Raw genomic sequence first — 23,074 nt, forward strand, 5'->3', positions numbered from 1 at the left:
TTTTCATTTCTCCTTTTCTTGAATATCATAAAATATAACTTCAATTAATTCATCTTCCGAACTTTTAATTAAATGTTTCGAAATGTTAACAATTGTATAATTTAATCTTCTCGGTCTTAACACTTCAAATTCAGAATCATCAATTTTCAAAGCTTTCATTTCAGGTTTTATTTTCAACTGAAAAATAATCGGTTTTTCAGAATTTGTGTATTCCAATGCTTTTCCTAATTTCAAGCTGAAACTTCCGTAAGCATCCTCAACATATTCTGTCCCGACGGAATGATCCTTCGGCAGCCAGTCAACATCCGAGACACCTCTGTAAATAAACGGATTTCCTTTCACTCTTCCTTTTTCGATTGCAGAGTCCAAGTTTTCAATGTGAAAATCAATGAGTTCTTTTTCTTCGCGGATCATTCTGTCATAAAAATCCGAGCGGCGGCAGCAATTGTTAATCACGTAACAGTATGTTTTTGAACGCCAGGGTTCGAGAATTTCAAAACTCCAATCCTGTTTTTGTTCGTTCCAAGGATGTACGTCCTGATAATTTCCGACGGCAACGTTTTCTGCAGGCGTCAACTCTTCTAAAACAATGCATTTGACGCCGGATTTCGGATTTGCGGTGTATTTGGCAGGCGTTTCCGAAACGGCATTTCCAAACCGGTTCAGCCGTTGATTGACAGTTTCATTCTCTGTTATTTTTTCCATAAGGATTTGCTTTCGCTCAAAATCCTTAAGCTGATCGTTTTTTCAAAAATCGTAATGTTTATATTCTCGGCATTTCGCGCAAAAAAATTTAAGCGGAATCTTCGGCAGGCGGCAAACCGAGCGCGTTGATTTGTTCAATCAATTCTGTAAATGCCTGAATCTCAAATTCCAATAATTCTTCTTTTGTCATGCTTGCCGACATTTCGCCGTCAACGGAAAGCGTGTCGGGGCCGCGCCGAACAATTCTTTTTGATTTTTCGGGAATCAAAATGTCTTTGATATCTTTTTCGTGAACAAAACAGCGCCCCGGAATGAAAACAGTATCTTTCATCTCCGCCGGGTTTATTTTTCTGAGGTCGTCGGCCGTAATCAAACAGCCGATGTCTTTTTCGGCGGCAATGATATTCACGATCCCGCCGAGTTTTTCAAAAATCTCGGAAAGGCGGGGCGCGGCGGCAATGCTTGTGATAATTGTTGCTTCCATATTGATTTTCGGAAGTCTGGCAAGTGCTTCGGGCACATTTCGGATTGCAAAGGGTGAATCCAAAAGCGGATCCTCAAGCGGGGTTCCGGAAATCCGAAGATTCGGATGATTCGCCGCGGCGGTTCGAACGATTTCGGCAAACTCTTCAATCGTATGAGAAACAACACCCGGAATCACCGGTTCGTTCCCGAGAATCAAACCGTTTTCCGTTTTGTTGGCAAAACGCATCAAAAGCGCGCCTTTCGCGCCGGTTTTTTCAAGCCATGAAAGCGTTTCTTCCAAAACGGCGCCGTCGTTTGCGCCGGGAACAAGAACAATTGCCGCGTAAACGTTGCAGAATCCGCAAAGTTCTTCAAAAACTTTAAGCGACATTTCGGGCGTCGGATCGTGCATGTATTCTTTCCGGAGCGCCGGATCGGATGCGAAAAGCGTGAAGTTAACTTCTTTGATGCCGGCATCTTTTAAAAACGATCCTTCCGATCCGTCAAATCCCTTTCCGCTTGTGTAACCGATTTTAACGGGCAGGCCGAAGTCGGAAAGAAATGTCAGAAGCGGCAGAAATTCAGGGTAACAGCTGACGTCGCCGCCGCCGGTAATGATAAACCCGGTGATGTCAGAGGCATTTGCGCCGTAAATCTTAGAAGCGGTTTCATCCAAAACCTGTCTCATCGGCTTAAATCCGTGATGGGATTCGCGGACGCTTCGGGTGCAGTAGTCGCACCCTTTCATAAAAGGCGGACAGTATTTGCAGCCGAGCGGCTCCGTTGCCCCGACTTTTTTAAAATAGCAATATTTGCAGAATCCGCGGCAGTCCGTTCCGGGATTCCCGCCGACGTCGACTAAGATTTCCATGGGTGTTAAAAAGAATGTTTGATATTAATAAATTGTTGAGTGAATGAACAAACTTGGCTGAACGAACTTGACTGAACAAATTCGTATGAAAGAACTTGACTGAACAAACTCGTATGAACGAATTTGGCTGAATGAATTTCTGAATTACTCTTCCGAATGAATGCCGACATCATCGATTTTCAATGCTTCGGGAAGCATCAGCAAAAAAGGCAGGCTTCGGTCATCATCCGCATTGCTGTAAGTTGTTCCGAGCAGCGTGTTTGTGTTGTATCTGTCTTTGTTCAGGCAATAATATTTTTCAGACGGCAGCATGATGTATGTTTTTCCGAGTTTTTCCGCCAAAAACCACTTTTCAAGCAGAATTGCGGCTTTCATATTGTTTTTCACAAACGGGTGAATTAAAAACATTTTCAGATGAATCAAAGAAGCGTGGTAAAAAACTTCGGCCAGCGACATTTCCTGCCGAAGCAGCTGCCGGATCTGCTGAAACAAAGCCGTCATCAGCGCTTCGACATATTCGGGTTCGGGAGGTTTGTAAATCCGCCGTCCGCGTTCGTTAAAAATGGCGACCTGAACACGGCGGTAAGCAATCGTCATTGTTTTTTTGTTCGGTCCTTTCAGGATTTCCGATAAATAATAAACGGCTTCGTGGAAGTTTTGCTCGTTCAATTCTTTCTGATAAGCTGTTCTGTAAGCAAGAATGCCTCTGACAATTTCATCTTCGCCGACATCCTTGGAAGGTGTTTTTTTCTCCGCCTCCCACAGCCACCAGGCAAGCTGACGGAAAACGTCTTCCGTTTCGTCTTCCGATAAACGGCCGAATTTTTCAATAAACGCTGCCGTATTTGCTTTCAATTTCCGGCCGGCGGCATCGTTGTATTTCATGAAAAATTTCTTGTCGGTCACTTCCATTTCTGTTTCCTCAAGAGACTAAACTCAAGTTCAATTATTTAAATATTGACGAATTCGGCCGGCAGCCGAAAATTGAAATGACAACCCGGAAACAAAGGCTAAAACAAAACACAAGAAAAATGAGAATAAAGCAAAAGTGAAGGAAATGTAAAAATCGCAAAATATCAAAAAAAATATCAAAAATTAAAACGAATTAAAGAAAATCAAAATTTTTCTTTTCTTTAATTTTCGTCTTCATTTTCTCTTCTCTTCATGCGGACATAAAGGAAAATGCACAATATAATACCGAGAAGAAAAATCGTCGGGAAACCGTAAGCAGCTTTTCCGTCTTCAATTCCGTCCTGAGACGTTATCGGCGCTTCAAAACCTTGAACGGCAGATCCGGTGCTTCCGTTTCCGGCGGTTTTAACCGTTTTTTTGCCCGATCCGGAATCTCCGGGATTCGGTTTTTCGGGCTCGGGAACATCGGGTGTTAATGTTGCTGCCCATGCGGGGGTCGAGTTCGGTCCTCTGTTAACGCCGTCGTATACAGCGATTTTGTAATAATACAGTGTTGAATGAGCCAAACCGGCATCGATATATTCTGTTAATTCGGCTGAATCAATCGATTCAATTTTTTCGTATTCTCCGTCTTCTTCAAGAGAACGGTACAAATCATAATCAAAAGCGTTGTCGATTTCATTCCATGTCAATTGAATTCTTGATGTGTCAAGCGCTGTTGCCGTTAATGTCGGAATGCCGATTTTATGCGTTGCCGCAGATGCAGTTTCGGATACGGGCCCGATCTTTTTCGACTCCAAATATCCTTCAACTTTGTAATAATAAGTCGTATCTTGCTCTAGTCCGGTATCTAAATGGTTCGGTTTTGAAGGATTTACAAGGGTAATTTCTGTATAACCGTCAACCGGAGATGTTGATCTGTACAGTTTATAACTTTTTGAAAGAGAGCTTTCGGTCCATTCCAAATAAATTGAGCTTGAATTTTCAGCTTTTGCGGTCACATCCAATAAAGTCCATGCAGAAGCAGAATCTGATTCGGCCATAGCGCCTTGATCTGTGCCGGCAATAATTTTGTAATAATATAATGAACCGGCGCTCAATCCGGAGTCTTTATAGGTTGTTTTGCTTGAACCGGTTCTTTCAATGACGGCATATTCACCGTCATATGTTGATCTATATACCCCATAGTAATCAGCGCCTTCAACAAGAGTCCATTCAACTTGAATTGAATGTGCTCCGTCTGTTTCTGCAGTGATTTGAGGCCGTTCAAGTCTGGCAGTTCTTCCGTCCATGATGTCTGATTCAGGTCCTTTTCCGTCTCCGTTATAAGCAATTATTTTGTAATAATAGGTGGTATCAAAGCCCAATCCATAATCTTGATAATTGGTGTCTGTTGTTTGAATAATCTAACTGTAGGATCCCATTACAGCCTCTGATCTGTAAATACAATATCCTTCGGCATTGTCTGATCCGGTCCATTCCAAATAAATTTCGCTCAATCCCTTCGTTGTTGTTTTTAAATTTGTCGGCGCATCCGGAACTGCAGCGGAAACAACCGGAATGAAAGAAATAATCAATATCAAAAGCAGAAATGCCGGTAATATTTTGCTGTTTTTTGCTCTTTTTATAATCCCCATTTTTAAACCCCTCGTCTTAATAGTAATTTTTACTGTTAAATAATATTTATTCCATATAAAGATATTCCAAAATTAGGTTTAATATATTCTATTATATCAATGGTATACTTTTTTTAAAGCGACGACGGGTGCTGAAATTTTGAGCCCGTTTGAAATTTTACTGAAAAAATAGGTTCGTTTTTTCAAATATTTGATTCATTTTATTTTTTATTTTTTGATTTTTAAGTTGCTTTTTGTTTTTTGACATAGGATTCATTTCATATTGAATCACAAAAGCGGTGAAATCAAACGGCAAATCCCTTCTTTAATTTTGGTCGAGAGCGGGCGGCTGTTGTATTGTTCAACCGTGACTTGCGTGCAGTCTTTTTCGAGTTCGTTTAAGATGATGTCATTCATCTGTTCTCCGAAATCCCGGTCGTAGACGAAGGCGTTTGTTTCAAAATTCAGTTTGAAGCTGCGAATGTCCCAGTTCGCCGTTCCGATGGTCGCAACTTCACCGTCAATGACTGCGGTTTTGCTGTGAATGAATCCGCAGTTGTACAAATATCCTTTTGCGCCGAGGCGAATCAAGTCGCCTAAATATGAAAAAGACGCCCAATACACAAACGGCATATCCGCTTTGCACGGAATTTCAATCCGCACGTCGATGCCGGATAAAATCGCAATCCGGAGCGCTTCAAAAATACTCTGATCCGGGACAAAATAAGGCGTTTGGATGTAAATTGATTTTTTCGCCCGGCCGATTAAACTTAAAAAACCGCTGTAAATGGCCGCGTTCTCGGAGTCCGGTCCGGACGAGACGATCTGAACGGCCGTTTTTCCATTCGGGAGCACAATGTCGGCCGGATAATATTTTGAATCATCTTTAATGGCATCTTCTTCGGCGGCGAAATTCCAGTCTTTGATAAATCTCTTTTGAAGACTTGCAACAGCCCCGCCGCTGATTTTCAAATGCGTGTCTCTCCAGTAGCCGAGCGGCCCTTCTCCGAGATATTCAATGCCGATGTTAAAGCCGCCGATCATGCCGACAAGGCCGTCGGCGACCAATATTTTCCGATGATTGCGGTAATTGATGCGCGTGTTAATGAACGGCACCAGCAGCGGAAATAAAATGTAAACTTTTCCGCCGGCTTCTTTAAATTCTTTGTAAAACGAACGGGGAACTTTATGAACGCCGACGGCATCAAAAATAAGCCGGACTTCCACGCCTTCTTTTGCTTTTTGTGTCAAAAGGCTCATAATTCTCCGGCCGAGCGGATCATTCCGAATGATGTAATATTCCATATGAATATGGTTTTCAGCGTTCAGAATTATGTTTTCCATTTCTCGGAAATTTTGATCTCCGTGAATGTAAACATCAATGCTGTTGTTTGCCGAGTACGCGGCATGATCCTGATTCAAAAAAAGTGCAATCGTCGGCTCGAATTTTTTGCCGATGTCGGACAATTTCAGGTCGGATGTTTTCAATTGCTCGATCTGATGAGATGAAATCCGTTCAAAATGATCGTCTGCTTCCATTTTTTTGTCAAACTTATATTTGCCGTAAAGGCGGCGCCCGAAGAAAACGTAGATGATAAAACCGAAAATCGGGATAAACAAAAGAAGTAAAATCCAGGCGGCGGCAATCTGAGGGCTTCTCCGTTCATAAAAAACAATGACGGCCGCGGCCAGTAAATTGAATATCGTTATGACCATTAAAAGAATCTGATAGACTTCCTGAACAATGATCCAATCAATTAACATAAATTTCCCCGCCGTTATTCCGATTCGTTTTACCGTTTTTTATTTATTCCTATTATATCTGAAATTTGATATAACCGTTTTTGTACAATGTCTGTTTGTAAAAAATTGAGAGATTTGAAAAACTTGAGAATTTTGTAAACTTTTAGAATTCTGTAAAATTTTAAAGAAATTGAAAAAAATCGAAGAAATTTGAAGAAATTGAAGAAATTGAAGGAATTTGAAGAAATTTGAAATGAAAATCCGGATTTGAAATCTGCCGCGAATTTTTTTCGGGAACGCCTCTTTGTTTCAAAAAAATTTTCGATTTCTTTGACCACTATTCTAAACTCTTTCACCGGTCTTAAGAATTTGCATAAAATTTTTCATTTCGTTTGCTTCCGTTTTGAACTTCTTTCGGCAAAACACTCTCTAACAAAACATTATTTGGCGACGATTTAACGCTTTATGCAAAATGGACGGAAACAAGTTCAGGCAAGACAAGCGGAAAAGGAAGCAGAACGGGTTTTGCAACGGTCACGGAGGCGGCAAGCACAACGCCCGCGACATCTGCGGCAGCCGGCAGTGAATCGAATGCAAATGACATAAAGAACAATAACGCTGAAACGCCTGTTTCAAGTTCTTCGCAAAATGTCAATCAGGGATTCGAAACAAGTGTTGAGGACGACAGCGGCTTTTCAAACAAAACACTGTTCGGAATACTGGCAATCGGCATCATTATCGTCGTGTTATGCGTTTGCCTGTATCTGAAAGGACGTAAAATTTAATGAAAAAAACTTAAAACAATTTAAAGAAATTTTAAAGCAATCTTAAAACCGCTTCACTGCGGTTTTAATTTCTTTTTCTCTTTTTTTTGTTTTTTTCTTCTTTTTGTTTTTTTCTTTGTTTTCGTTCTCTGTTTCTTCTCTGTTTTCGATTTTTGGGCGCCGCCCGCGCGCGAACCGCACAAATTTTAAAACACGAATTCAAAGCAAAAGTCCGGTTTTACAATTTTTTCCCGAATGGTGTTGTTGTTGTTGTTTTTTTAGAAATTTCCGAATTCAAACAGCTTTTTCTGTTTCGTTTTTTCTTTCTTCCAAGCTTGATTGATTTCTTTAATCCGGTAAAGCAAACCGTGTTTTTTGCATTCCTCTCTGAATACGGCCGCCAGCGGTTCGGCATTTTCGCAGGCGCAGTTGTATCGGGTGCCGTAAGTTTTCATGTATTTTTCTTTGAGGCCCGGGCGCTCTTTGTCCAAATTTTCATAATAAAATTCACGGTTTCCTTTTCGAAGCGTCATCCCGAAACCGTAACATAAGACGTAGTCGGCGTTGTTTTCGGCGGCTTGTTCAACGATTGAGCGGATGTTTTCTTCATTGTCGGTGATGAACGGCAGAATCGGATTCATATGAACGCCGCAGAAAACGCCGGCATCCGTCAACGTTTTGACGGCTCCGAAACGCTCGGCGGGGGCTGAAACGTTCGGCTCGATTTGTCGGGCAATTTCGTCATCCGTTGTCGTAATTGTGATTCCGGTATTCACCGGGGAGTGTGTCGAAATTGCCGAATAAAGATCGGCATCTCTTTTGATCAATGCCGATTTTGTAATCACGCCGACGCCGCATTTGTATTTGTCAAATAATTTCAGAGCGCCGCGTGTCAGTTCCAGCTCTTTTTCAAAAGAATTGTACGGGTCGCTCATCGATCCCGTTCCGATGACGATTTCAGGCGCATTGGCTTTTCGGCGGCTTTGAAGTTCCTGCTCGATTAAAAAAAGCGCGTTTTCTTTGGCATGAACAATTCCGAAATCGCCTTGGGGGCGGCCGCCTTGATAGCATTCGCTTCTGGAATCACAATAAATGCAGCCGTGATCGCAGCCGCGGTAAATGTTCATCATATGCGTGCTGCCGAAAAGATCAATTTCATGTTTCACCGGCAGGATCATTTTTTTAGCGGCGATGTATTTCACAAGACTCTTTATGAAAGGGAATTTATTTAATTTCTGCGCGCGGTTTATTCAAAAACGCTGCCGCTGTATGTTTTAAATTGAAAAAAATCAAAGCACTGTTTTCACGTATTCATTTTTTATTTTTCGTTTGTTCATTCAGCGCTTTTCTTAAAAAATTTCATTCTTTGTCCATGATTCCGATTTGTATCAGCTGCTGATTAATTACTTCGGCCGCCTTTGTTTCGGCGTCGGACTTCGTCTTCCCTTCTCCTTCTCCGGAAATATCTGTTTTTAATCCGGAAATTTCTTTGGGGAGAACGTATCCCATCGTGAATGTTTTATCATGCGGGGGTCCTTCTTGAGAAACCATAAATGATTCGGGCCGGAAACCGCCGTAATGCTGCTGGCAGAATTCATATAATTTCACTTTCGGTGAAATCAATGATTTCATGGCTTTTTCAGCTTCTTTTCTGTTCATGATGTATTTGTAAACAAATTTCTCCGTCGGCTCGAGGCCGCCGTCTAAATAAATGACGCCGACAACAGCTTCCAGAAAAGTCGAATTCATCTTTTTGGATTTTCCCGCAATTCCTTTTTCGAGAATCAAATAATCGTCCCATCCGTTTTTCTTGACAATTTTTTCAAGCTTTTCATCACAAACCAAATGGGATTTCAAGTTTGTCAGCTGTCCTTGTTCCAAGTCTGTGTAATTCATAAACAAGAATTCCGAAACAATAAAATCTAAAACAGCGTCCCCGAAAAAAGCGGTTTTTTTGTTGGATGCCTGTATTCGCGACTCTTGCAGCAGCGAAAGGTTGCCGAAAGAGTAGCCTATCTCAGCTTCAAATTCATTCAAAGCCTCTAATGAATCTTTTTTAATTTTCATTTCCTCATCCGCCGAAGTTTGCTGTAAACCCGGTTTTTCGTTTTTATTTGGAATCAATTTCTCAACTCCTGTCGTTTTGTTTTTTTTAGCAAAGCGGCTTTATTGAAAATACCCCTTTCCGCTTTGTGTATTTTTTTGATTCATTTTATTATTTTTAAAAATTTTATTTGTAATGTTTCTGCCATTAAATTCTAATTCACTTTTTAATAATAGAATATTAATTCAATGCTTATTAAACTGTTTCATTAATAATTTAATTAACATAAGGATTCAGTTATTATATATCTCACGTATTTCAACCGGAATTTCCGTTGTTTTGTAAATATATACTATCTTTTAAATATATCCTTATATTATTTACAATCCAAGTATCCTTTTTATACTTTACTATGACTTCAAATTCTTTTTGACTTATCTTTTATGTTCATTTTCATCCGATTCCCCTCCTTTTTACAAGTCTCCGGCGCGGGCATCTTCCCGGGCCAAATTCATAACGCAAAAATAATATTTTAGCCCGGATAATTATATATCCTTTCCAATCCATATTTAGGGTTGCAGTTTCCGTTTTATTTGACAATTCGGTTCTGAAAATAAACCGTAAAAACAGAGGGATTACTCGTGCGTGATTTTTTGTATCAGACTTATGATATGGTTCTTGAGCGGCTTCGTTATGCCGAAGCCAAAAATACGATTATTGTCACGCTTCTCGGTGTTTTGATTATCGGCGCTTTTCGTATTTATGACGAAACGCCGTACCGTCCTGAAATTGCAACCGTTTATTTTTGGTGTTTTTTGATTTTCGCGTCTCTCGGAATCATCACGGTCATCACTTCTTTCATGCCGAACATCAAACTTCAGTATCTTTACAAATCCAAAAATCCGCTGCCGTCCGACAGTCTGATTTATTACGAACACGTCGCCAAATTCGACGACGCCAAACAGTATATTTCGGCAGTCAACCGCACTTATTTCAACAACGAAGAAACAGCCGGCAATCTGGATTATGACTTGGCCGCTCAGATCATTCTCAATTCACGGTCCGTTTACCGCAAATCCGTTTTGTCCTATTACGCCATCGTCTTTACCGTCTGCGCGATCTTAACGCCGCTTGTCGGCGGCCTGTACATTCTGTTTTCGCGCTACTTCTATTGGTCGTCCGATGACAGCGGCAAAACAACGCTCAAATTCGGCAAAAAAAAGAAATCCAAAGAAACGGAAGAAATCAAAGAGATCCGGCACAATCCGCGCTACAATTTCAGCCGGTATTTCAAGCCGCACACCTCTAAAAAAGAAATTCGGGAAATTGAAAGAAACGATCAGAGTGCCGTTTCTCAAAATTTTGATGAGTTCAAAAAAGATTAAATATCTGCGGAATCAGCCAATTCTTTCTCAAACGATTCCATGAGGCCGATTTCTGTTAAATATTGATTTACTTTTTCGGCGGCTTTTCTTTCTGCTTCTATTTTTAACCTTGCAGTTTCTTTAAATGATATGTCTGTTTTCAGACCTGTAATCTCTTTTGGAAGTGTGTATCCGATCGTAAATTTTCCCTGCATCATTCCTCTCTCTAAAACCAAATATGGCTTTGGCATATATCCGTTGAAATGAGTGCGGCAGAATGCATTTAATTTTGCTTTTGGATAATATTCACGTCTTAGCAATTCATTTCTTCTGCGATTATCTTCCATAGCGCCGATTTGCATCAGGATGATATTGACTTGCTTAGCGGCCCGATTTTCAGCAATTGATTTGCTTCTGCCTTCCCCAATCCCTAAAATGTCCCTCTCAAATCCGGTAACTTTTTTTGGAAGTAAGCATCCTATTGTGTAAATCTTTTCATTTTGTGTTTTTTCTTCTCCAATTATATAAAAATCCGGCTGAAATTTATTGTAATGTTCCTGGCAAAATTGATATAATAGGCTTTTTGATGTCATAAACAACTGTTTATGGTTTTTCATTTTTTTCAATTCCGTTTTTTTCTCATTATCTGCATCTGTGGTGTTGATTTGAATTAAATAATCATTAATTTGTTTGGCAGCTTCTTTTTCAGCATCAGATTTCCTTTTTCCTTTGCCTGTTCCAATGATGTCTTCTTTTAATCCTGTGTTTTCTTTGGAAAGTCTGTATTCGACAATAAAAGTTCTGTCATGCGGCGGTCCTTCTTCTGCAATCAAAAACGGCTGCGGCCGGAAGTCGTAATATTCTTTGCAGAATCGATTCAGTTTCTCTTTTGGTGATTGACTCATATCGTTGAGGATCATGCAGTTGAGGGCCGCGCAGTTGAGGGCCACGCAGTTGTTTTTCTTTTTATATTTCTTTTTTTTCGCTTCCGAAATATGCAAAATTTCCATTGCTTTTTCAATTTCTTTTCTATTGACAATATATTTGCAAACAAAAATTTCTGCAGGCAAAATCCCGCCATCTAAATATATCGCACCGATAATCGCTTCCAAAAAAGTTGAAGTCAGTTTTCTGGATTTTGACGGAATGGATACTTCGGTAACCAAATATCTGTCCCATTCATTTTCTTTGACTATTTTTTCAAGATTTTTATCACTAATTATATGGGCTCTCATGATTGTCAATTGCCCTTGATCAAAATCAGGATAAGTCTTGAACAGAAATTCGGTAACAACATACCCTAAAATTGTGTCTCCAAAAAAAGCTGTTTTTTTATTTGTTGCCCATATCCGTGTTTTTTGCAGCAATAATATACTGTTAAAGTCATAACCGATTTCCGCTTCAAGTTCATATAGCTCCTCCTGCGATTCATTTTGCAACAGCTTGTCGATTGTTCCGGTTTGACTCTTTTCGTCTTCCTTCTTTTCAATTCCTTTCCTGCTTATTTCTTCCTTCTTTTCAATTCCTTCCCTGCTTATTTCTTCCTTCTTTTCAATTCCTTCCCTGCTTATTTCTTCCTTCTTTTCAATTCCTTTCCTGCTTATTTCTTCCTTCTTTTCAATTCCTTCCCTGTTCATTTTTTTGTTTTTCGTCAGTTTTGCCGATATTTTGGCAGAGAATTTTCTCAGGATGTTTTGAATTCCTTTGCTTTCTTTTCGGCTCATTTTTGATTCTTCCGTTATTTTATTTTGATTTTTCTTCAATTAAAATGAATTTTAAACAAATGCAACTTTAATTTATTTGTTTAAAATGTTCTGTTATTGTTTTACAATAGTTTCTCTTTTTACAAATAAAGTTTACCGAAATATTCGCCATTTTCTGTTCAAAATTTTAATATTCTTGTATGATGTTTGTTTGTTCTCCGTTTTATTAAATGTTTTAAAGTAAAGATGTTTTAAGAAGAATCTGAATTTCAATAAAGCCTGATCATTTCTTAATCTATCCGTTTATTTTTTAATTCATCCAATCATTTCTTAATTCATCCGATCATTTCTTCAATTCATCCGATACATTTCTTAATCAGTCCGAATTTTTTTGTTCAATTCGAATTCGGATTGTCGGGAACATCTTTAAATACTACTTATTCTATTCTCAGTCCGTCTTACTTATTAACAAGCGAAATCCGCTTGTCTAATATTAATCCGGTGAGAACTTGTAGGAACAACATAAGTGTCAGGGCCAATTCGTATGAATGCCCGATTCCGTTTTTCGAAACGGAAAACACGGAAATGTTATATAATTAATATTTTTCGTTGTCGATGTTGTGGATGGATTAAATTAGATTAACCGAAATGAGCTGCCGATGCAGCGCTCATTTATGCATCCGGTTAAGAAGTGTAATATATTAGTCATTAAAGTGCTGTTATCATATTTTCATGATATCATATTCATGAAGCGTATGATTTTGGTCTTTACTGTTCTTTTTTACTTCTGATCGTTTTTGCATTTCTCGGTTTTTCAGCACTCTTTCCATGATGTCTGACCTAGTTGTTTTTGCTCCCGGTAATTCGACAGTATAACCATAGGAGTCAAAAAATGTCAAGCATACACAGACCTGACAGAGGTTCACGCGCTTACAGCCCTCGCAAGAGAGCAAAGAGCCACATCCCCAGATTCAGATCCTGGCCGGAAGCCTCAGGTGAGCCCAAATTACAGGCATTTGCAGGATACAAAGCAGGTATGACTCATGTCATTATGATCGATGACATCAAGAACAGTCTTACCAACGGCGCGGAAATTTCAGTTCCGGTAACCATTATCGAAACACCCGCAATCCATGTCGCAGCCATTCGCGCGTACGTGAAAAACACATACGGCGAAGTCGCGGCAGCAGAAGCCTGGACAACCACCCTTGAACCGGAATTGGAACGCAGATTGCGTGTCCCCAAAACCGACAAGACGGCTGACGCATTTGCCAAGATCGAAGAATTAATTGCAAGCGGCAACGTGACGGACATTCGTGTCATTACGTACACACAGCCCAAAGCAGTTGCAAGCATCCCTAAAAAAGTTCCCGATGTCATGGAAACAGGCATCAGCGGTACCGACATGAGCGCAAAGTTCGAATACGCCAAATCTATCCTCGGCACGGAAATCAAATTCTCCGATGTCTTCAAGAACGGCACAATCGTCGACACAGCAGCCATCACGACCGGTAAAGGAACACAGGGTCCCGTTAAAAGATGGGGCATTTCCCTTATGAAAGGAAAACACTCCCGTCAGGGCAGCTTGAGACAGATCGGAACCCTCGGTCCGTTCCGCCCCGCACACGTGCAGTGGCAGGTTCCCGCCATGGGTCAGACCGGCTATCACCAGAGAACCGAATACAACAAACGCATTTTGAAGATCGGCGCAGACGGCGCAGAAATCACGCCCGCAGGCGGAATTATCAACTACGGTCTTGTCAGCGGCGAATACATCCTTATCAAAGGAAGCGTTCCCGGCCCGGCCAAAAGATTGATCCGCATCAGAGATCCGATCAGATACCAAAAAGCACAGCCCGGCGAACCGCAACTCGTTCACATCAGCGTGCAGTCTCAGCAGGGGTGAAATAAATGGCAACAGCAAAAATTTTAGATTTATCAGGCAAGCCGGTCGGCGAAGTTGAACTTCCGACAGTCTTCTCCGAAGATTACCGCCCGGACCTTATCAAGAAAGCCGTTTTGGCCGCTCAGGCAAACAGAAGACACCCGTACGGTCCCACACTCTACGCCGGCATGCAGACCTCTGCAACAGGCTGGGGTTCAGGCCGCGGCGCTTCTCACGTCCCGAGAATTGTCAACGGTTCCCGCGCAGCACGTATTCCTCACGCAAAAGGAGGTCGCCGTGCCCACCCGCCGAAACCCGAAACGGATTACTCCGAAAAAGTCAACAAAAAGGAAAGACGCATGGCTGTCAGATCCGCAATCGCTGCAACCTGCAACGAAGATCTCGTCATCACACGCGGTCACATCTTCATGACCGAAGAACTTCCGATTGTTGCCGACAACACTTTTGAAGCACTTTCCAAAACAAAAGATGTCGTTTCTTTCCTTGAAGCCGTCGGCGTTTACGACGACGTTGTCCGCGCAAAGGAAGGCCGTACAATCCGTGCCGGCCGCGGTAAAATGAGAGGAAGAAAATACAAGAACAGAAAGAGCCTTTTGGTCGTCACAGGCCCGAACGCGCCCGTTTCCAAAGCAGCAAGAAACTTGTCCGGTGTTGACGTCGCAACCGTTGCGGAACTCAACGCAGAGCTTCTCGCGCCCGGTACACACGCAGGCCGTTTGACCGTCTGGACCAAAGCAGCCATCGACCAACTGACAGAAAAGGAAGGTGTTTTGGAATGATGTCGATTAAATATCCGTTCATTACAGAAAAGGCCATGCTCCACATGGAAGACAGTAAACTTCAGGTCATCGTCGACTTCCGTGCCAACAAGCACCAAATCAAAGCCGACATGGAAGAGCTTTACGGTTTCAAGGTCACAAACGTCAGAACCATGACCACCATGAAAGGACAGAAAAAAGCAATCATCACGTTCGAAAAGCCGGATGCAGCCCACGAAATTGCGACCAGGCTCGGATTGGCATAAGGTGGTATAAATGGGTAAACGAATTATCGCACAGAGAAGAGGTAAAGGAAGCCCGACTTTCCGCGCACCTTCTCACAAATTTAAAGCAGAATTAATGCATCCCGCAACGGCTGCCGGTACAACCTTAAACGGAACCGTCATCGATGTTGAACACGACCCCGCAAGAGCCGCGCCCATTGTTAAAGTCTTCTTTGACAACGGCACATCTCAGCTTTTGATCGCCTGCGAAGGCATGTCTGTCGGACAGGCAGTCGCCTGCGGCCCCGAAGCTGAAGTGAAAGCCGGCAACATCCTCCCGCTCGGAAAGATCCCCGAGGGTGTTTTGGTCTGCAACATTGAAGGAAAGCCCGGAGACGGCGGAAAATTCACAAGATCCTCAGGAACTTATGCAACCGTTGTCGCTCACGAAGAAAACAGAACATCCGTTCAGATGCCCTCCGGTGTGTTGAAATGGTTCAACCCCGAATGCCGCGCATTGATCGGTGTGGTTGCCGGCGGCGGACGTGTTGAAAAACCGTTCCTTAAAGCAGGTAAGAAATTCCACAAAATGAAAGTTCGTGCAAAGAGATTCCCGCGTGTCAGAGGTGTCGCTATGAACCCGAGAGACCACCCGTTCGGTGGCGGTAACAGACAGCACCCCACGCGCTCGACAACAGTCAGCAGAAACGCACCCCCGGGCGCTAAAGTCGGTCACATTGCCGCGCGCAGAACCGGAAAGAGACGTTAAGGTGATATTATGGCAGCAAAAAAATCAGGATCATCAAGATTACCGAAGCGTAAGGGCGAGTATACCTACCGCGGAAAAACCATTGCTGAGCTTCAGGCTTTAAGCATTGAGGAATTCGCAGAACTTCTCCCCTCACGCGAGAGAAGAACGATTAAGAGAGGTTTCACGGACGTCCAAAAGAAAGCCCTTGCGGACATGCGTGCCGGAAAAGAAGTCAGAACGCATACACGCGGTATGATTATTTTCCCGGAAATGGTCGGCAAAACAATTTCCGTCTATGACGGCAAAAAGTTTGTCAGCATTGAAATTCAGCCGGAAATGATTGCTCACCGCTTCGGTGAGTTCGCCCCGACGAGAAACAGAGTTTCCCACGGAAGCGCCGGTGTCGGTGCAACGCGTTCCAGTAAATTCGTTCCGTTGAAGTGAGGTGTGAAAATGGGAAGACTTAACTATGCAGTAAAAGCCGATCCGGAATCCACTTCCAAAGCAACGGCTTCAGAACTTCACATCTCTTTTAAGAAAACAAGAGAAATTTGCCACCACATTCAGGGAATGAGACTGCCCCAAGCGCAGGCGTTCCTCAGCGATGTGGTTGTCATGAAAAAGGCAGTTCCGTTCAAGAGACACACAGACGGCTCCGGTCACAAAAAGGGACCGATGGCTAACGGTAAATACCCCGTCAACGCTTCCGTTGAAGTCTTAAAAGTCTTGAGAAACGCGGAAAGCAACGCCGAATACAAAGGGCTCGAACCCTCCCGCATGTTTGTCAAAAGCATCCGTGCCAACAGAGGAAGAGTCATTCGCGGATATTTCCCCAGAGCTCGCGGACGCGCCTCCCCGAAAAACACCACCACGGTGAACATTGAAATCATTTTGAGCGAGGTGCTCTAACATGGCAGTTGAGAAAAAATTCGTAAAAGACGGTTATACCAAAGCTTCTTTGGATGAACACTTCGCAAAGCAGCTCGGCAGATCCGGCTACGGCGGAATGAACATGAGCAGAACACCGCTCGGCACACAGATTACGATCTATTCCGAAAAACCCGGTATGGTTATCGGAAAAGCCGGCAAAGTGATCCGCAAATTGACACAGGACGTTGTTGACATCTACGGTGTGGACAACCCTCAGATTGACGCTCAGGAAGTTAAAAAGTCCGAGCTCAACGCACAGATTATGGCCAACCGCCTGGCATCCTCGATTGAAAGAGGATGGTACTTCAGAAAAGCCGGAACCAACACCATCCGCGCCGTCATGGCAGCAGGTGCGCTCGGCTGTGAAGTCATCATCTCCGGTAAATTAACAGGTGCCCGTGCCAGAACCGAAAAATTCATTGACGGATACGTGAAGCACTCCGGCCACCCGGCGGAGCAGATCGTTGACACCGGCTACGCCGTTGCCGTCAAGAAACTCGGCACACTCGGATGCCGCGTGAAAATCGTCCAGCCCGGTGCAGTTTTGCCCGACGCGTTCAAAATGATTGAAGGCGTTGCCGCAGCACCCGCCGCTGACGAGACAGAAGCAGCAGCCGAAAACACTGCCGCACCCGCAGCAGAAGCACCCGCAGAGACAGCCGCAGAAACAGCAGCCGTTTCCGACGAAGGCGCAGCATGCGAACCCGAAACAATCGTTGTTGAAGAAACCGTTGTTACGGAAGTTGTCGACGAAGAAGGCGACGTTGTCGCTGTCGAAGTCACTGAAACCGTTGTCGAAGCCGAAGTCTGCGCCGATGAAAGCGCATCCGGCGGCGAAGGCGACGAAATCGTTGTCGAAGATTCCGACATCAACGAAATCAGAAGACTCGTCGAAGGTGTTTGGCAGCACAAACACAACGAATACGACTACTGGCACCCGATGGCCCGCGTTCACAAGGAGGCTAAGAAATAATGGCAATCTTAAGAACCAGCGACATCCGCAAGATGTCAGCAGACGAAAGAATTGATGAAATCAAAAAGTTGAACGACGAATTGATCCGCGAACGTGCTTTGACTTCCGCCGGCGGCGCTCCCGAAAACCCGGGACGCATCGGTGAAATCAAAAGAACAATCGCACGCATCAAGACGATTCAAGTTGAGATGAAAGATAATTCATAACGAATGACACAAATTGAGATCACACCTGCAGAGCTTCCCTATCATGAATTGATCGGGCTGCTTGTTAAGGTGGACAGTTCTTGCGACCCGACAATAAACGGTCTTTCCGGGCTCGTCGTTGACGAAACCCGAAATACGCTTGAAATTGAGACGGATGAATCCCGTCTCAACACCGAGCTTCGAACAAGTTCGAAGCCGGCGGACGCCGCGCATTCGCGCGTTGTCACTGTCCCTAAAAAAGGAACAATATTCGTATTTACCATTCCGGAAAGGATCTCTCAAACAGGCCGCAACATATCCGTAAAAATCGATGGAAACATCACGCTCTCACAACCCCAAAATCGGATAAAGAACTTAAAGAAATCAAGAAAATGAGGCTAAATTTATGGCAAGAGATATTGGATTAGACGTTCCGGAACCCACAAAGGTTTGCGATGACGTGAACTGTCCGTTCCACGGAAAACTCCCCGTCAGAGGGCAGATCCTGGTCGGCACCGTCATCAGCACCAAGATGGACAAATCCGTCGTTATCGAAAGAAGCTATGAAAAAATGGTACCCAAGTACCAGAGATATGAAAAGCGCCGCACCATCATGCACGCACACAACCCGCACTGCTTAAACGCAAAAGTCGGCGATGTCGTGACGATTGCAGAGTGCCGCCCGATCAGTAAGACAAAGTCATTTGTCGTTGTTAAAGTCGAGGAGGCCAAAGAATGAAAGCCATTCGCTCAAACATTCCGAGAGCCTTAAACGCCGGCGCACGCATTGACTGCGTTGACAACACAGGCGCTAAAGTCCTTCAGATTATCTCCGTTAAGAAATACCGCGGTGTCAAAAACAGATACCCGCGTGCCGGTGTCGGCGACATGTGCGTTGTTTCCGTTAAGAAAGGAACGCCTGAAATGAGAAAGCAGATCTTTCTCGCGGTCGTCGTCCGCCAAAAGAAGGAAATCAGAAGACCCGACGGTCTCCGCATTTGTTTTGAAGACAATGCGATGGTTCTCGTCGACGAATCCGGTATTCCGAAAGGCACGGACATTAAAGGTCCGGTTGCCAGAGAAGTTGCAGAACGTTTCCCGAAAGTCGGTACAACCGCTTCTATTGTTGTCTGAGGTGATTTCAAATGTTTAAGACATCCAAGCAGCCCAGAAAGCAAAGAAAGGCAAGATACAACGCCCCGCTTCACCAGAAGCAGAAATTCATGGGCGCACGCCTCAGCAGCGACTTGTCCGTCAAATACAACACACGCTCGGCCCCCGTCATCACAGGCGACACTGTCACTGTTATGCGCGGCGACTACAAAGGCGTGTCCGGAAAAGTTGAAAAAGTCGATCTTCACGCAGGAACAATCCACATCTCCGGTGTCGTCTCCACGAAAGTGAACGGCGAAGAAGTCCCGAGACCGGTTTTCCCGTCCGTTGTGATGATCACAAAACTCGAACTGAAAGACAAAACGCGCGAAGCACGCATTCGCGGAAAGGAGTGAGTTAAATGCACCAAAAGAGAATGTCAATGCCGACCAGCTGGAGAGTCCCGAAAAAGACCAACAAATGGATTACGGCAACAAGCCCCGGTCCGCACAACAAACAGTCAAGCCTTCCGCTCGTTGTCATTTTGCGCGACATGTTAAAGATTGTGGATAACGCAAAAGAAGCCAAGCAAATCCTTTTGGAAAAGCAGGTTCTCATCGACGGTATCGCCCGCAAGAGCTTAAAGTTCCCGGTCGGTCTTTTCGACGTTATCGCAATTCCGGCAAACAATCAGTATTATCGTATGCTGCAGGACTCCAAAGGCCGTCTCTATCTCAACAACATTGATGAAGAACGCGCCAAATTCAAGATCTGCAAAATATTGAACAAGACCACCGTGAAGGGCGGCAAAACACAGCTGAACCTTCATGACGGAACCAACATCCTCGCGTCCGAAGACTACAAAACCAAGGACACGATTAAGATTTCACTTCCGGACAAACAGATCCTTCAGAAGCTGGAATACAAGATCGGCAATCTTGCCATGATCACAGGCGGACGTCACAGCGGTATGGTCGGAACGCTCAAAGAAGTCAATGTCATCAGAAGTTCCAAGAACAACGTGGTGACGATTTCAGGAATTGACTCGGAAATTGAAACCATCGAGAACTATGTTTTCGTAATCGGTGAAGACAAACCAGTGATTAAATTAGGAGAATAAATATGACAAACACTATGAGAACTCCTGTCATTGAAAAAGTCGTTGTCCACATGGGTGTCGGCGAAAGCGGTCAGCACCTTGTCGATGCAGAAAACATACTTGCGGAAATCACCGGACAGACGGTTGTCAGAGCATTTGCAAAAATGACTGCGCCCGCTTTCGGTATCAGAAAGAAAGAGCCGATCGGCTGTAAAGTGACTTTAAGAGGCGACAACGCGGAAACTTTCCTCACAACCTCTTTAGGCATTGTCGAAAAAACGCTCAGAGCCTCTCAATTCGATATCAACGGAAATGTTTCCTTCGGTATTGAAGAACACACGGATTTCCCCGGTATGAAGTATGATCCGAACATCGGCGTTTTCGGTATGGACGTTGTCGTCGTCCTCAAAAGACCCGGTGACAGAATCAGCAAGAGACGCATCGCAAAGAGAAAAGTCCCTGCCGGACACAAAATGAACAAGGAAGATGCAATGGCCTTCCTGACGGAAAATTACGGTGTGGAGGTCGTCTAATATGGTACAAACAAAGAAGAGCTTCGGAAGAGGCGCAAATGAATGCAAACGCTGCGGCCGCAAGCAGTCGCTTGTCCGCAAATACGGCATTTACTTGTGCAGACACTGCTTCAGAGAAATTGCCCCGAAGATGGGCTTTAATAAATACAGCTGAGGTGAAGAGATATGGTATTATTTGATCCCTTGGCAGATGCATTGTCCGTGATTAAGAACGCTGAAAAAGTCGGCAAGACCTCTTGTGTCATCCGCCCGGCTTCCAAAGTGATCGGCAATGTTTTGAACGTTATGAAAGAAGGCGGCTACCTTGAGTCTTTCGAATTTGTCGAAGACGGCAAGGCCGGCGTTTTTGAAGTGACATTGGCAGGCGCCATCAACGACTGCGGTGCAATTAAGCCCCGCTACTCGCTCACGCTCGATGATTTCGAGAAGTGGGAAAAGAGATATTTGCCTGCAAAGAACTTCGGCGTTCTCGTATTGACCACGTCAAAAGGTGTTTTATCCCACCATGAAGCGCGTGAACAAAATGTCGGCGGAAAGCTGCTCGCCTATGTCTATTAAGGGGGATACTGAATTATGGCAAAAGAAATTTCCAGATCAGTTGAGATTCCCGCAGGCGTGACTGTTGCGTATGAAAACAACATCGCAACCGTTAAAGGCCCCAAAGGCGAGAACAAGAAGGAATTGTATTATCCCGGCATCGTGATTACGATCAATGAAGGCGAAGTCGTCGTTGACTCTGATATCATGCGCAAGAAATACAAGGCAATGGTCGGCACCTATGCTTCTCACATCAACAACATGATTAAAGGCGTCACGGAAGGTTTTGAGTACAAGATGAACATCGTTTACTCACACTTCCCGATGCAGACAAAAGTCGAAGGCAAAACCTTCGTGATCAACAATTTCCTTGGAGAAAAGAAACCCCGTATTGCCAAGATTGTCGGCGAAACCGCTGTCAAGATCAACGGCAACAGTGTGGTTGTTTCCGGTGTCTGCAAGGAGGATGTCGGCCAGACGACGGCAAACATCGAACAGAAGACCAAAATCAAGAGATTTGACCCGCGTGTTTTCCAGGACGGAATTTATGTGGTGGAGAAATAAAGGTGATTTAAATGACAGAAGAAAATATTCAAGAAACTGTTGAAAACGTCAGTTCTGACGCACCCGCTGTCTCGACCAATTTGCTTGATGCGGACCCTGAGTTCAGACGTTTGTTCAAAGTCAGAAAAGTTCAGAAAGGCAAGAAACCGTCTTTCCACAAGCAGAACCACCACAAGTTCAAGAGATTGACAAAGTCGTGGAGACGCCCGCGCGGTCTTCAGAGCAAGCAGCGCCGCGGTTACCTCGGTAAAGGCGCGATTGCAACTGTCGGTTACGGAAGCCCTGTCTTAACGAAAGGCCTTCACCCGTCCGGTTACGATGAAGTTTTGGTTTACAATGTGGACGACCTTGTTCTTGTCGACCCCGAATTTGAAGCTGTCAGAATCGGCGGCAAAGTCGGCGGCAAGAAGAGAGCTGAAATCGTTGCAAAATGCAGAGAGTTCGACATCAAGGTCTTAAACCCGGGAAAGGAGGAATGATTTTATGGCAGATTTGAAAAACCAGAGAAGAATGGCCTCCCAGATCCTTGACTGCGGTTCCGACCGTGTCTGGCTTGACCCGGAAAGAATGGCCGAAATCGGCGAAGCAATTACCCGTGAAGACATTCGCGGATTAATCGCCGAAGGCGCCATCAAAGCCAAGAAAGTCAAAGGTGTCAGCCGCGGACGTGCCAGACTTGTTGCCGAAAAGCGCAAGTACGGTCACAGAAAAGGCCCCGGTTCCAGAAAAGGTAAGAAAGGCGCCAGAACATACAGCAAAGGCTTGTGGATGAAGAAAATCCGCGCACTCAGAAGAAGACTCAAAGAAATGCGCGCCGATGAAACCATCGACAAGACAACCTACTGTAAATTCTACAGAAAGGCAAAAGGCGGCGAATTCAGAAACGTCGCTCACCTTGAAGCCCACATTAAAGTTGAAGAATAATTTTAAAAAAGTGTGTCGTAAGACACATTTTTACTTTCTTTTTTTTGAAAAATTGATTTTTGGAAGAGCGGACGCTTTGGTCTGTTCTGCCCTTTTTCCTTCTGTCCTGCAACTGTTTTTTGGGCGGCGCAGCCGCTTAAAAATCGCGAAGCGATTTTCTGCAAACATCTGATTGCTCGGCGGCTTTGAAAAATTGTGAGTGCAACGAGCAATTTTTTTCACAAACGTCGCTCACCTTGAAGCCCACATTAAAGTTGAAGAATAATTTTAAAAAAGTGTGTCGCAAGACACATTTTTACTTTCTTTTTTTTGAAAAATTGATTTTTGGAAGAGCGGACGCTTTGGTCTGTTCTGCCCTTTTTCCTTCTGTCCTGCAACTGTTTTTTGGGCGGCGCAGCCGCTTAAAAATCG

Annotated in this window: 30 protein-coding genes; 20 read left to right on the forward strand and 10 right to left on the reverse strand. The window is 43.9% G+C overall.

Features of this window, described 5'->3' with window-relative positions:
- Positions 1-3 precede the first annotated feature (3 nt).
- The 9 genes from MmiAt1_RS08120 to MmiAt1_RS08160 form a co-directional block, all read right to left on the reverse strand.
- Positions 4-705, reverse strand: a complete 702-nt coding sequence (locus tag MmiAt1_RS08120; RefSeq protein WP_318786384.1) for an ADP-ribosyltransferase — start codon at positions 703-705, stop codon at positions 4-6.
- Positions 706-793: 88 nt separating this feature from the next.
- Positions 794-2,041 (reverse strand): methyl coenzyme M reductase-arginine methyltransferase Mmp10, encoded by a 1,248-nt coding sequence (gene mmp10, locus MmiAt1_RS08125; RefSeq protein ID WP_318786385.1) that lies wholly within the window; start codon positions 2,039-2,041, stop codon positions 794-796.
- Between the two features lie 144 nt (positions 2,042-2,185).
- Positions 2,186-2,953: a Fic family protein gene (locus MmiAt1_RS08130; protein ID WP_318786386.1), complete on the reverse strand. Its 768-nt coding sequence runs from the start codon at positions 2,951-2,953 to the stop codon at positions 2,186-2,188.
- A gap of 221 nt (positions 2,954-3,174) precedes the next feature.
- On the reverse strand, positions 3,175-4,320 hold the full coding sequence (locus MmiAt1_RS08135; protein ID WP_318786387.1) for a fibronectin type III domain-containing protein: 1,146 nt from the start codon (positions 4,318-4,320) through the stop codon (positions 3,175-3,177).
- Between the two features lie 39 nt (positions 4,321-4,359).
- Positions 4,360-4,590, reverse strand: a complete 231-nt coding sequence (locus MmiAt1_RS08140; protein WP_318786388.1) for a hypothetical protein — start codon at positions 4,588-4,590, stop codon at positions 4,360-4,362.
- Positions 4,591-4,857: 267 nt separating this feature from the next.
- Positions 4,858-6,333 (reverse strand): cardiolipin synthase, encoded by a 1,476-nt coding sequence (cls, locus tag MmiAt1_RS08145; RefSeq protein WP_318786389.1) that lies wholly within the window; start codon positions 6,331-6,333, stop codon positions 4,858-4,860.
- A 442-nt stretch (positions 6,334-6,775) separates the two neighbouring features.
- Positions 6,776-6,916 carry a hypothetical protein gene (locus MmiAt1_RS08150; protein WP_318786390.1) on the reverse strand — a complete coding sequence of 47 codons (141 nt, stop codon included), beginning with the start codon at positions 6,914-6,916 and terminating at the stop codon, positions 6,776-6,778.
- Positions 6,917-7,354: 438 nt separating this feature from the next.
- Positions 7,355-8,242, reverse strand: a complete 888-nt coding sequence (locus MmiAt1_RS08155; protein ID WP_318786391.1) for an SPL family radical SAM protein — start codon at positions 8,240-8,242, stop codon at positions 7,355-7,357.
- A gap of 193 nt (positions 8,243-8,435) precedes the next feature.
- On the reverse strand, positions 8,436-9,143 hold the full coding sequence (locus MmiAt1_RS08160; protein WP_318786392.1) for a ribonuclease III family protein: 708 nt from the start codon (positions 9,141-9,143) through the stop codon (positions 8,436-8,438).
- 618 nt (positions 9,144-9,761) lie between these two features.
- Here MmiAt1_RS08160 and MmiAt1_RS08165 point away from each other — a divergent pair.
- Positions 9,762-10,505 carry a Pycsar system effector family protein gene (locus tag MmiAt1_RS08165; RefSeq protein ID WP_318786393.1) on the forward strand — a complete coding sequence of 248 codons (744 nt, stop codon included), beginning with the start codon at positions 9,762-9,764 and terminating at the stop codon, positions 10,503-10,505.
- Here the strand turns inward: MmiAt1_RS08165 and MmiAt1_RS08170 are convergent.
- A complete protein-coding gene (locus MmiAt1_RS08170; protein ID WP_318786394.1) occupies positions 10,502-12,208 on the reverse strand; it encodes a putative dsRNA-binding protein in 1,707 nt (568 codons plus the stop codon). The two genes, MmiAt1_RS08165 and MmiAt1_RS08170, sit on opposite strands and share 4 nt — an antisense overlap.
- Before the next feature lie 871 nt (positions 12,209-13,079).
- On the opposite strand from MmiAt1_RS08170, the gene rpl3p reads away from it, so the two are divergent.
- From rpl3p to MmiAt1_RS08265, 19 genes are read left to right on the forward strand one after another with little or no spacing between them, the layout of a single operon-like run.
- Complete coding sequence (gene rpl3p / locus MmiAt1_RS08175; protein ID WP_318786395.1) at positions 13,080-14,093, forward strand: 50S ribosomal protein L3; 1,014 nt, start codon at positions 13,080-13,082, stop codon at positions 14,091-14,093.
- A 5-nt stretch (positions 14,094-14,098) separates the two neighbouring features.
- The gene (gene rpl4p, locus MmiAt1_RS08180; protein ID WP_318786396.1) at positions 14,099-14,872 is read left to right on the forward strand and encodes a 50S ribosomal protein L4; all 774 of its coding nucleotides are present in this window, start codon (positions 14,099-14,101) and stop codon (positions 14,870-14,872) included.
- The gene (locus MmiAt1_RS08185) at positions 14,869-15,117 is read left to right on the forward strand and encodes a 50S ribosomal protein L23 (RefSeq protein WP_318786397.1); all 249 of its coding nucleotides are present in this window, start codon (positions 14,869-14,871) and stop codon (positions 15,115-15,117) included. The genes rpl4p and MmiAt1_RS08185 overlap by 4 nt, the downstream gene beginning before the upstream one ends.
- A 10-nt stretch (positions 15,118-15,127) precedes the next feature.
- A complete protein-coding gene (locus tag MmiAt1_RS08190; protein WP_318786398.1) occupies positions 15,128-15,844 on the forward strand; it encodes a 50S ribosomal protein L2 in 717 nt (238 codons plus the stop codon).
- 9 nt (positions 15,845-15,853) lie between these two features.
- Positions 15,854-16,270, forward strand: coding sequence for a 30S ribosomal protein S19 (locus MmiAt1_RS08195; RefSeq protein WP_318786399.1), 417 nt, complete (start codon positions 15,854-15,856; stop codon positions 16,268-16,270).
- Positions 16,271-16,279: 9 nt separating this feature from the next.
- The gene (locus MmiAt1_RS08200; protein WP_318786400.1) at positions 16,280-16,735 is read left to right on the forward strand and encodes a 50S ribosomal protein L22; all 456 of its coding nucleotides are present in this window, start codon (positions 16,280-16,282) and stop codon (positions 16,733-16,735) included.
- Between the two features lies 1 nt (position 16,736).
- Positions 16,737-17,729: a 30S ribosomal protein S3 gene (locus tag MmiAt1_RS08205; RefSeq protein ID WP_318786401.1), complete on the forward strand. Its 993-nt coding sequence runs from the start codon at positions 16,737-16,739 to the stop codon at positions 17,727-17,729.
- Positions 17,729-17,935 carry a 50S ribosomal protein L29 gene (gene rpmC, locus MmiAt1_RS08210; protein ID WP_133517076.1) on the forward strand — a complete coding sequence of 69 codons (207 nt, stop codon included), beginning with the start codon at positions 17,729-17,731 and terminating at the stop codon, positions 17,933-17,935. The genes MmiAt1_RS08205 and rpmC overlap by 1 nt, the downstream gene beginning before the upstream one ends.
- Before the next feature lie 3 nt (positions 17,936-17,938).
- Positions 17,939-18,310 carry a ribonuclease P protein component 1 gene (locus MmiAt1_RS08215; RefSeq protein ID WP_318786402.1) on the forward strand — a complete coding sequence of 124 codons (372 nt, stop codon included), beginning with the start codon at positions 17,939-17,941 and terminating at the stop codon, positions 18,308-18,310.
- Between the two features lie 10 nt (positions 18,311-18,320).
- Positions 18,321-18,653, forward strand: a complete 333-nt coding sequence (locus tag MmiAt1_RS08220; RefSeq protein ID WP_318786403.1) for a 30S ribosomal protein S17 — start codon at positions 18,321-18,323, stop codon at positions 18,651-18,653.
- Positions 18,650-19,048 (forward strand): 50S ribosomal protein L14, encoded by a 399-nt coding sequence (locus MmiAt1_RS08225; protein WP_318786404.1) that lies wholly within the window; start codon positions 18,650-18,652, stop codon positions 19,046-19,048. The genes MmiAt1_RS08220 and MmiAt1_RS08225 overlap by 4 nt, the downstream gene beginning before the upstream one ends.
- A gap of 11 nt (positions 19,049-19,059) precedes the next feature.
- On the forward strand, positions 19,060-19,422 hold the full coding sequence (gene rplX / locus MmiAt1_RS08230; protein WP_318786405.1) for a 50S ribosomal protein L24: 363 nt from the start codon (positions 19,060-19,062) through the stop codon (positions 19,420-19,422).
- A 5-nt stretch (positions 19,423-19,427) separates the two neighbouring features.
- Positions 19,428-20,126, forward strand: a complete 699-nt coding sequence (locus MmiAt1_RS08235) for a 30S ribosomal protein S4e (RefSeq protein WP_318786406.1) — start codon at positions 19,428-19,430, stop codon at positions 20,124-20,126.
- 14 nt (positions 20,127-20,140) lie between these two features.
- The gene (locus tag MmiAt1_RS08240) at positions 20,141-20,638 is read left to right on the forward strand and encodes a 50S ribosomal protein L5 (RefSeq protein WP_318786413.1); all 498 of its coding nucleotides are present in this window, start codon (positions 20,141-20,143) and stop codon (positions 20,636-20,638) included.
- 1 nt (position 20,639) lies between these two features.
- Positions 20,640-20,792: a 30S ribosomal protein S14 gene (locus MmiAt1_RS08245; RefSeq protein ID WP_318786407.1), complete on the forward strand. Its 153-nt coding sequence runs from the start codon at positions 20,640-20,642 to the stop codon at positions 20,790-20,792.
- Between the two features lie 11 nt (positions 20,793-20,803).
- Positions 20,804-21,196 (forward strand): 30S ribosomal protein S8, encoded by a 393-nt coding sequence (locus MmiAt1_RS08250; RefSeq protein ID WP_318786408.1) that lies wholly within the window; start codon positions 20,804-20,806, stop codon positions 21,194-21,196.
- A 15-nt stretch (positions 21,197-21,211) separates the two neighbouring features.
- Entirely contained in the window at positions 21,212-21,739 is a 528-nt protein-coding gene (gene rpl6p, locus MmiAt1_RS08255) for a 50S ribosomal protein L6 (protein ID WP_318786409.1), read from the forward strand.
- An 11-nt stretch (positions 21,740-21,750) separates the two neighbouring features.
- Positions 21,751-22,218 carry a 50S ribosomal protein L32e gene (locus MmiAt1_RS08260; protein ID WP_318786410.1) on the forward strand — a complete coding sequence of 156 codons (468 nt, stop codon included), beginning with the start codon at positions 21,751-21,753 and terminating at the stop codon, positions 22,216-22,218.
- Positions 22,219-22,222: 4 nt separating this feature from the next.
- The gene (locus MmiAt1_RS08265; protein WP_318786411.1) at positions 22,223-22,663 is read left to right on the forward strand and encodes a 50S ribosomal protein L19e; all 441 of its coding nucleotides are present in this window, start codon (positions 22,223-22,225) and stop codon (positions 22,661-22,663) included.
- Positions 22,664-23,074: the final 411 nt, after the last annotated feature.

It is taken from the genome of Methanimicrococcus hacksteinii (assembly GCF_032714515.1).
GTDB lineage: Archaea > Halobacteriota > Methanosarcinia > Methanosarcinales > Methanosarcinaceae > Methanimicrococcus > Methanimicrococcus hacksteinii.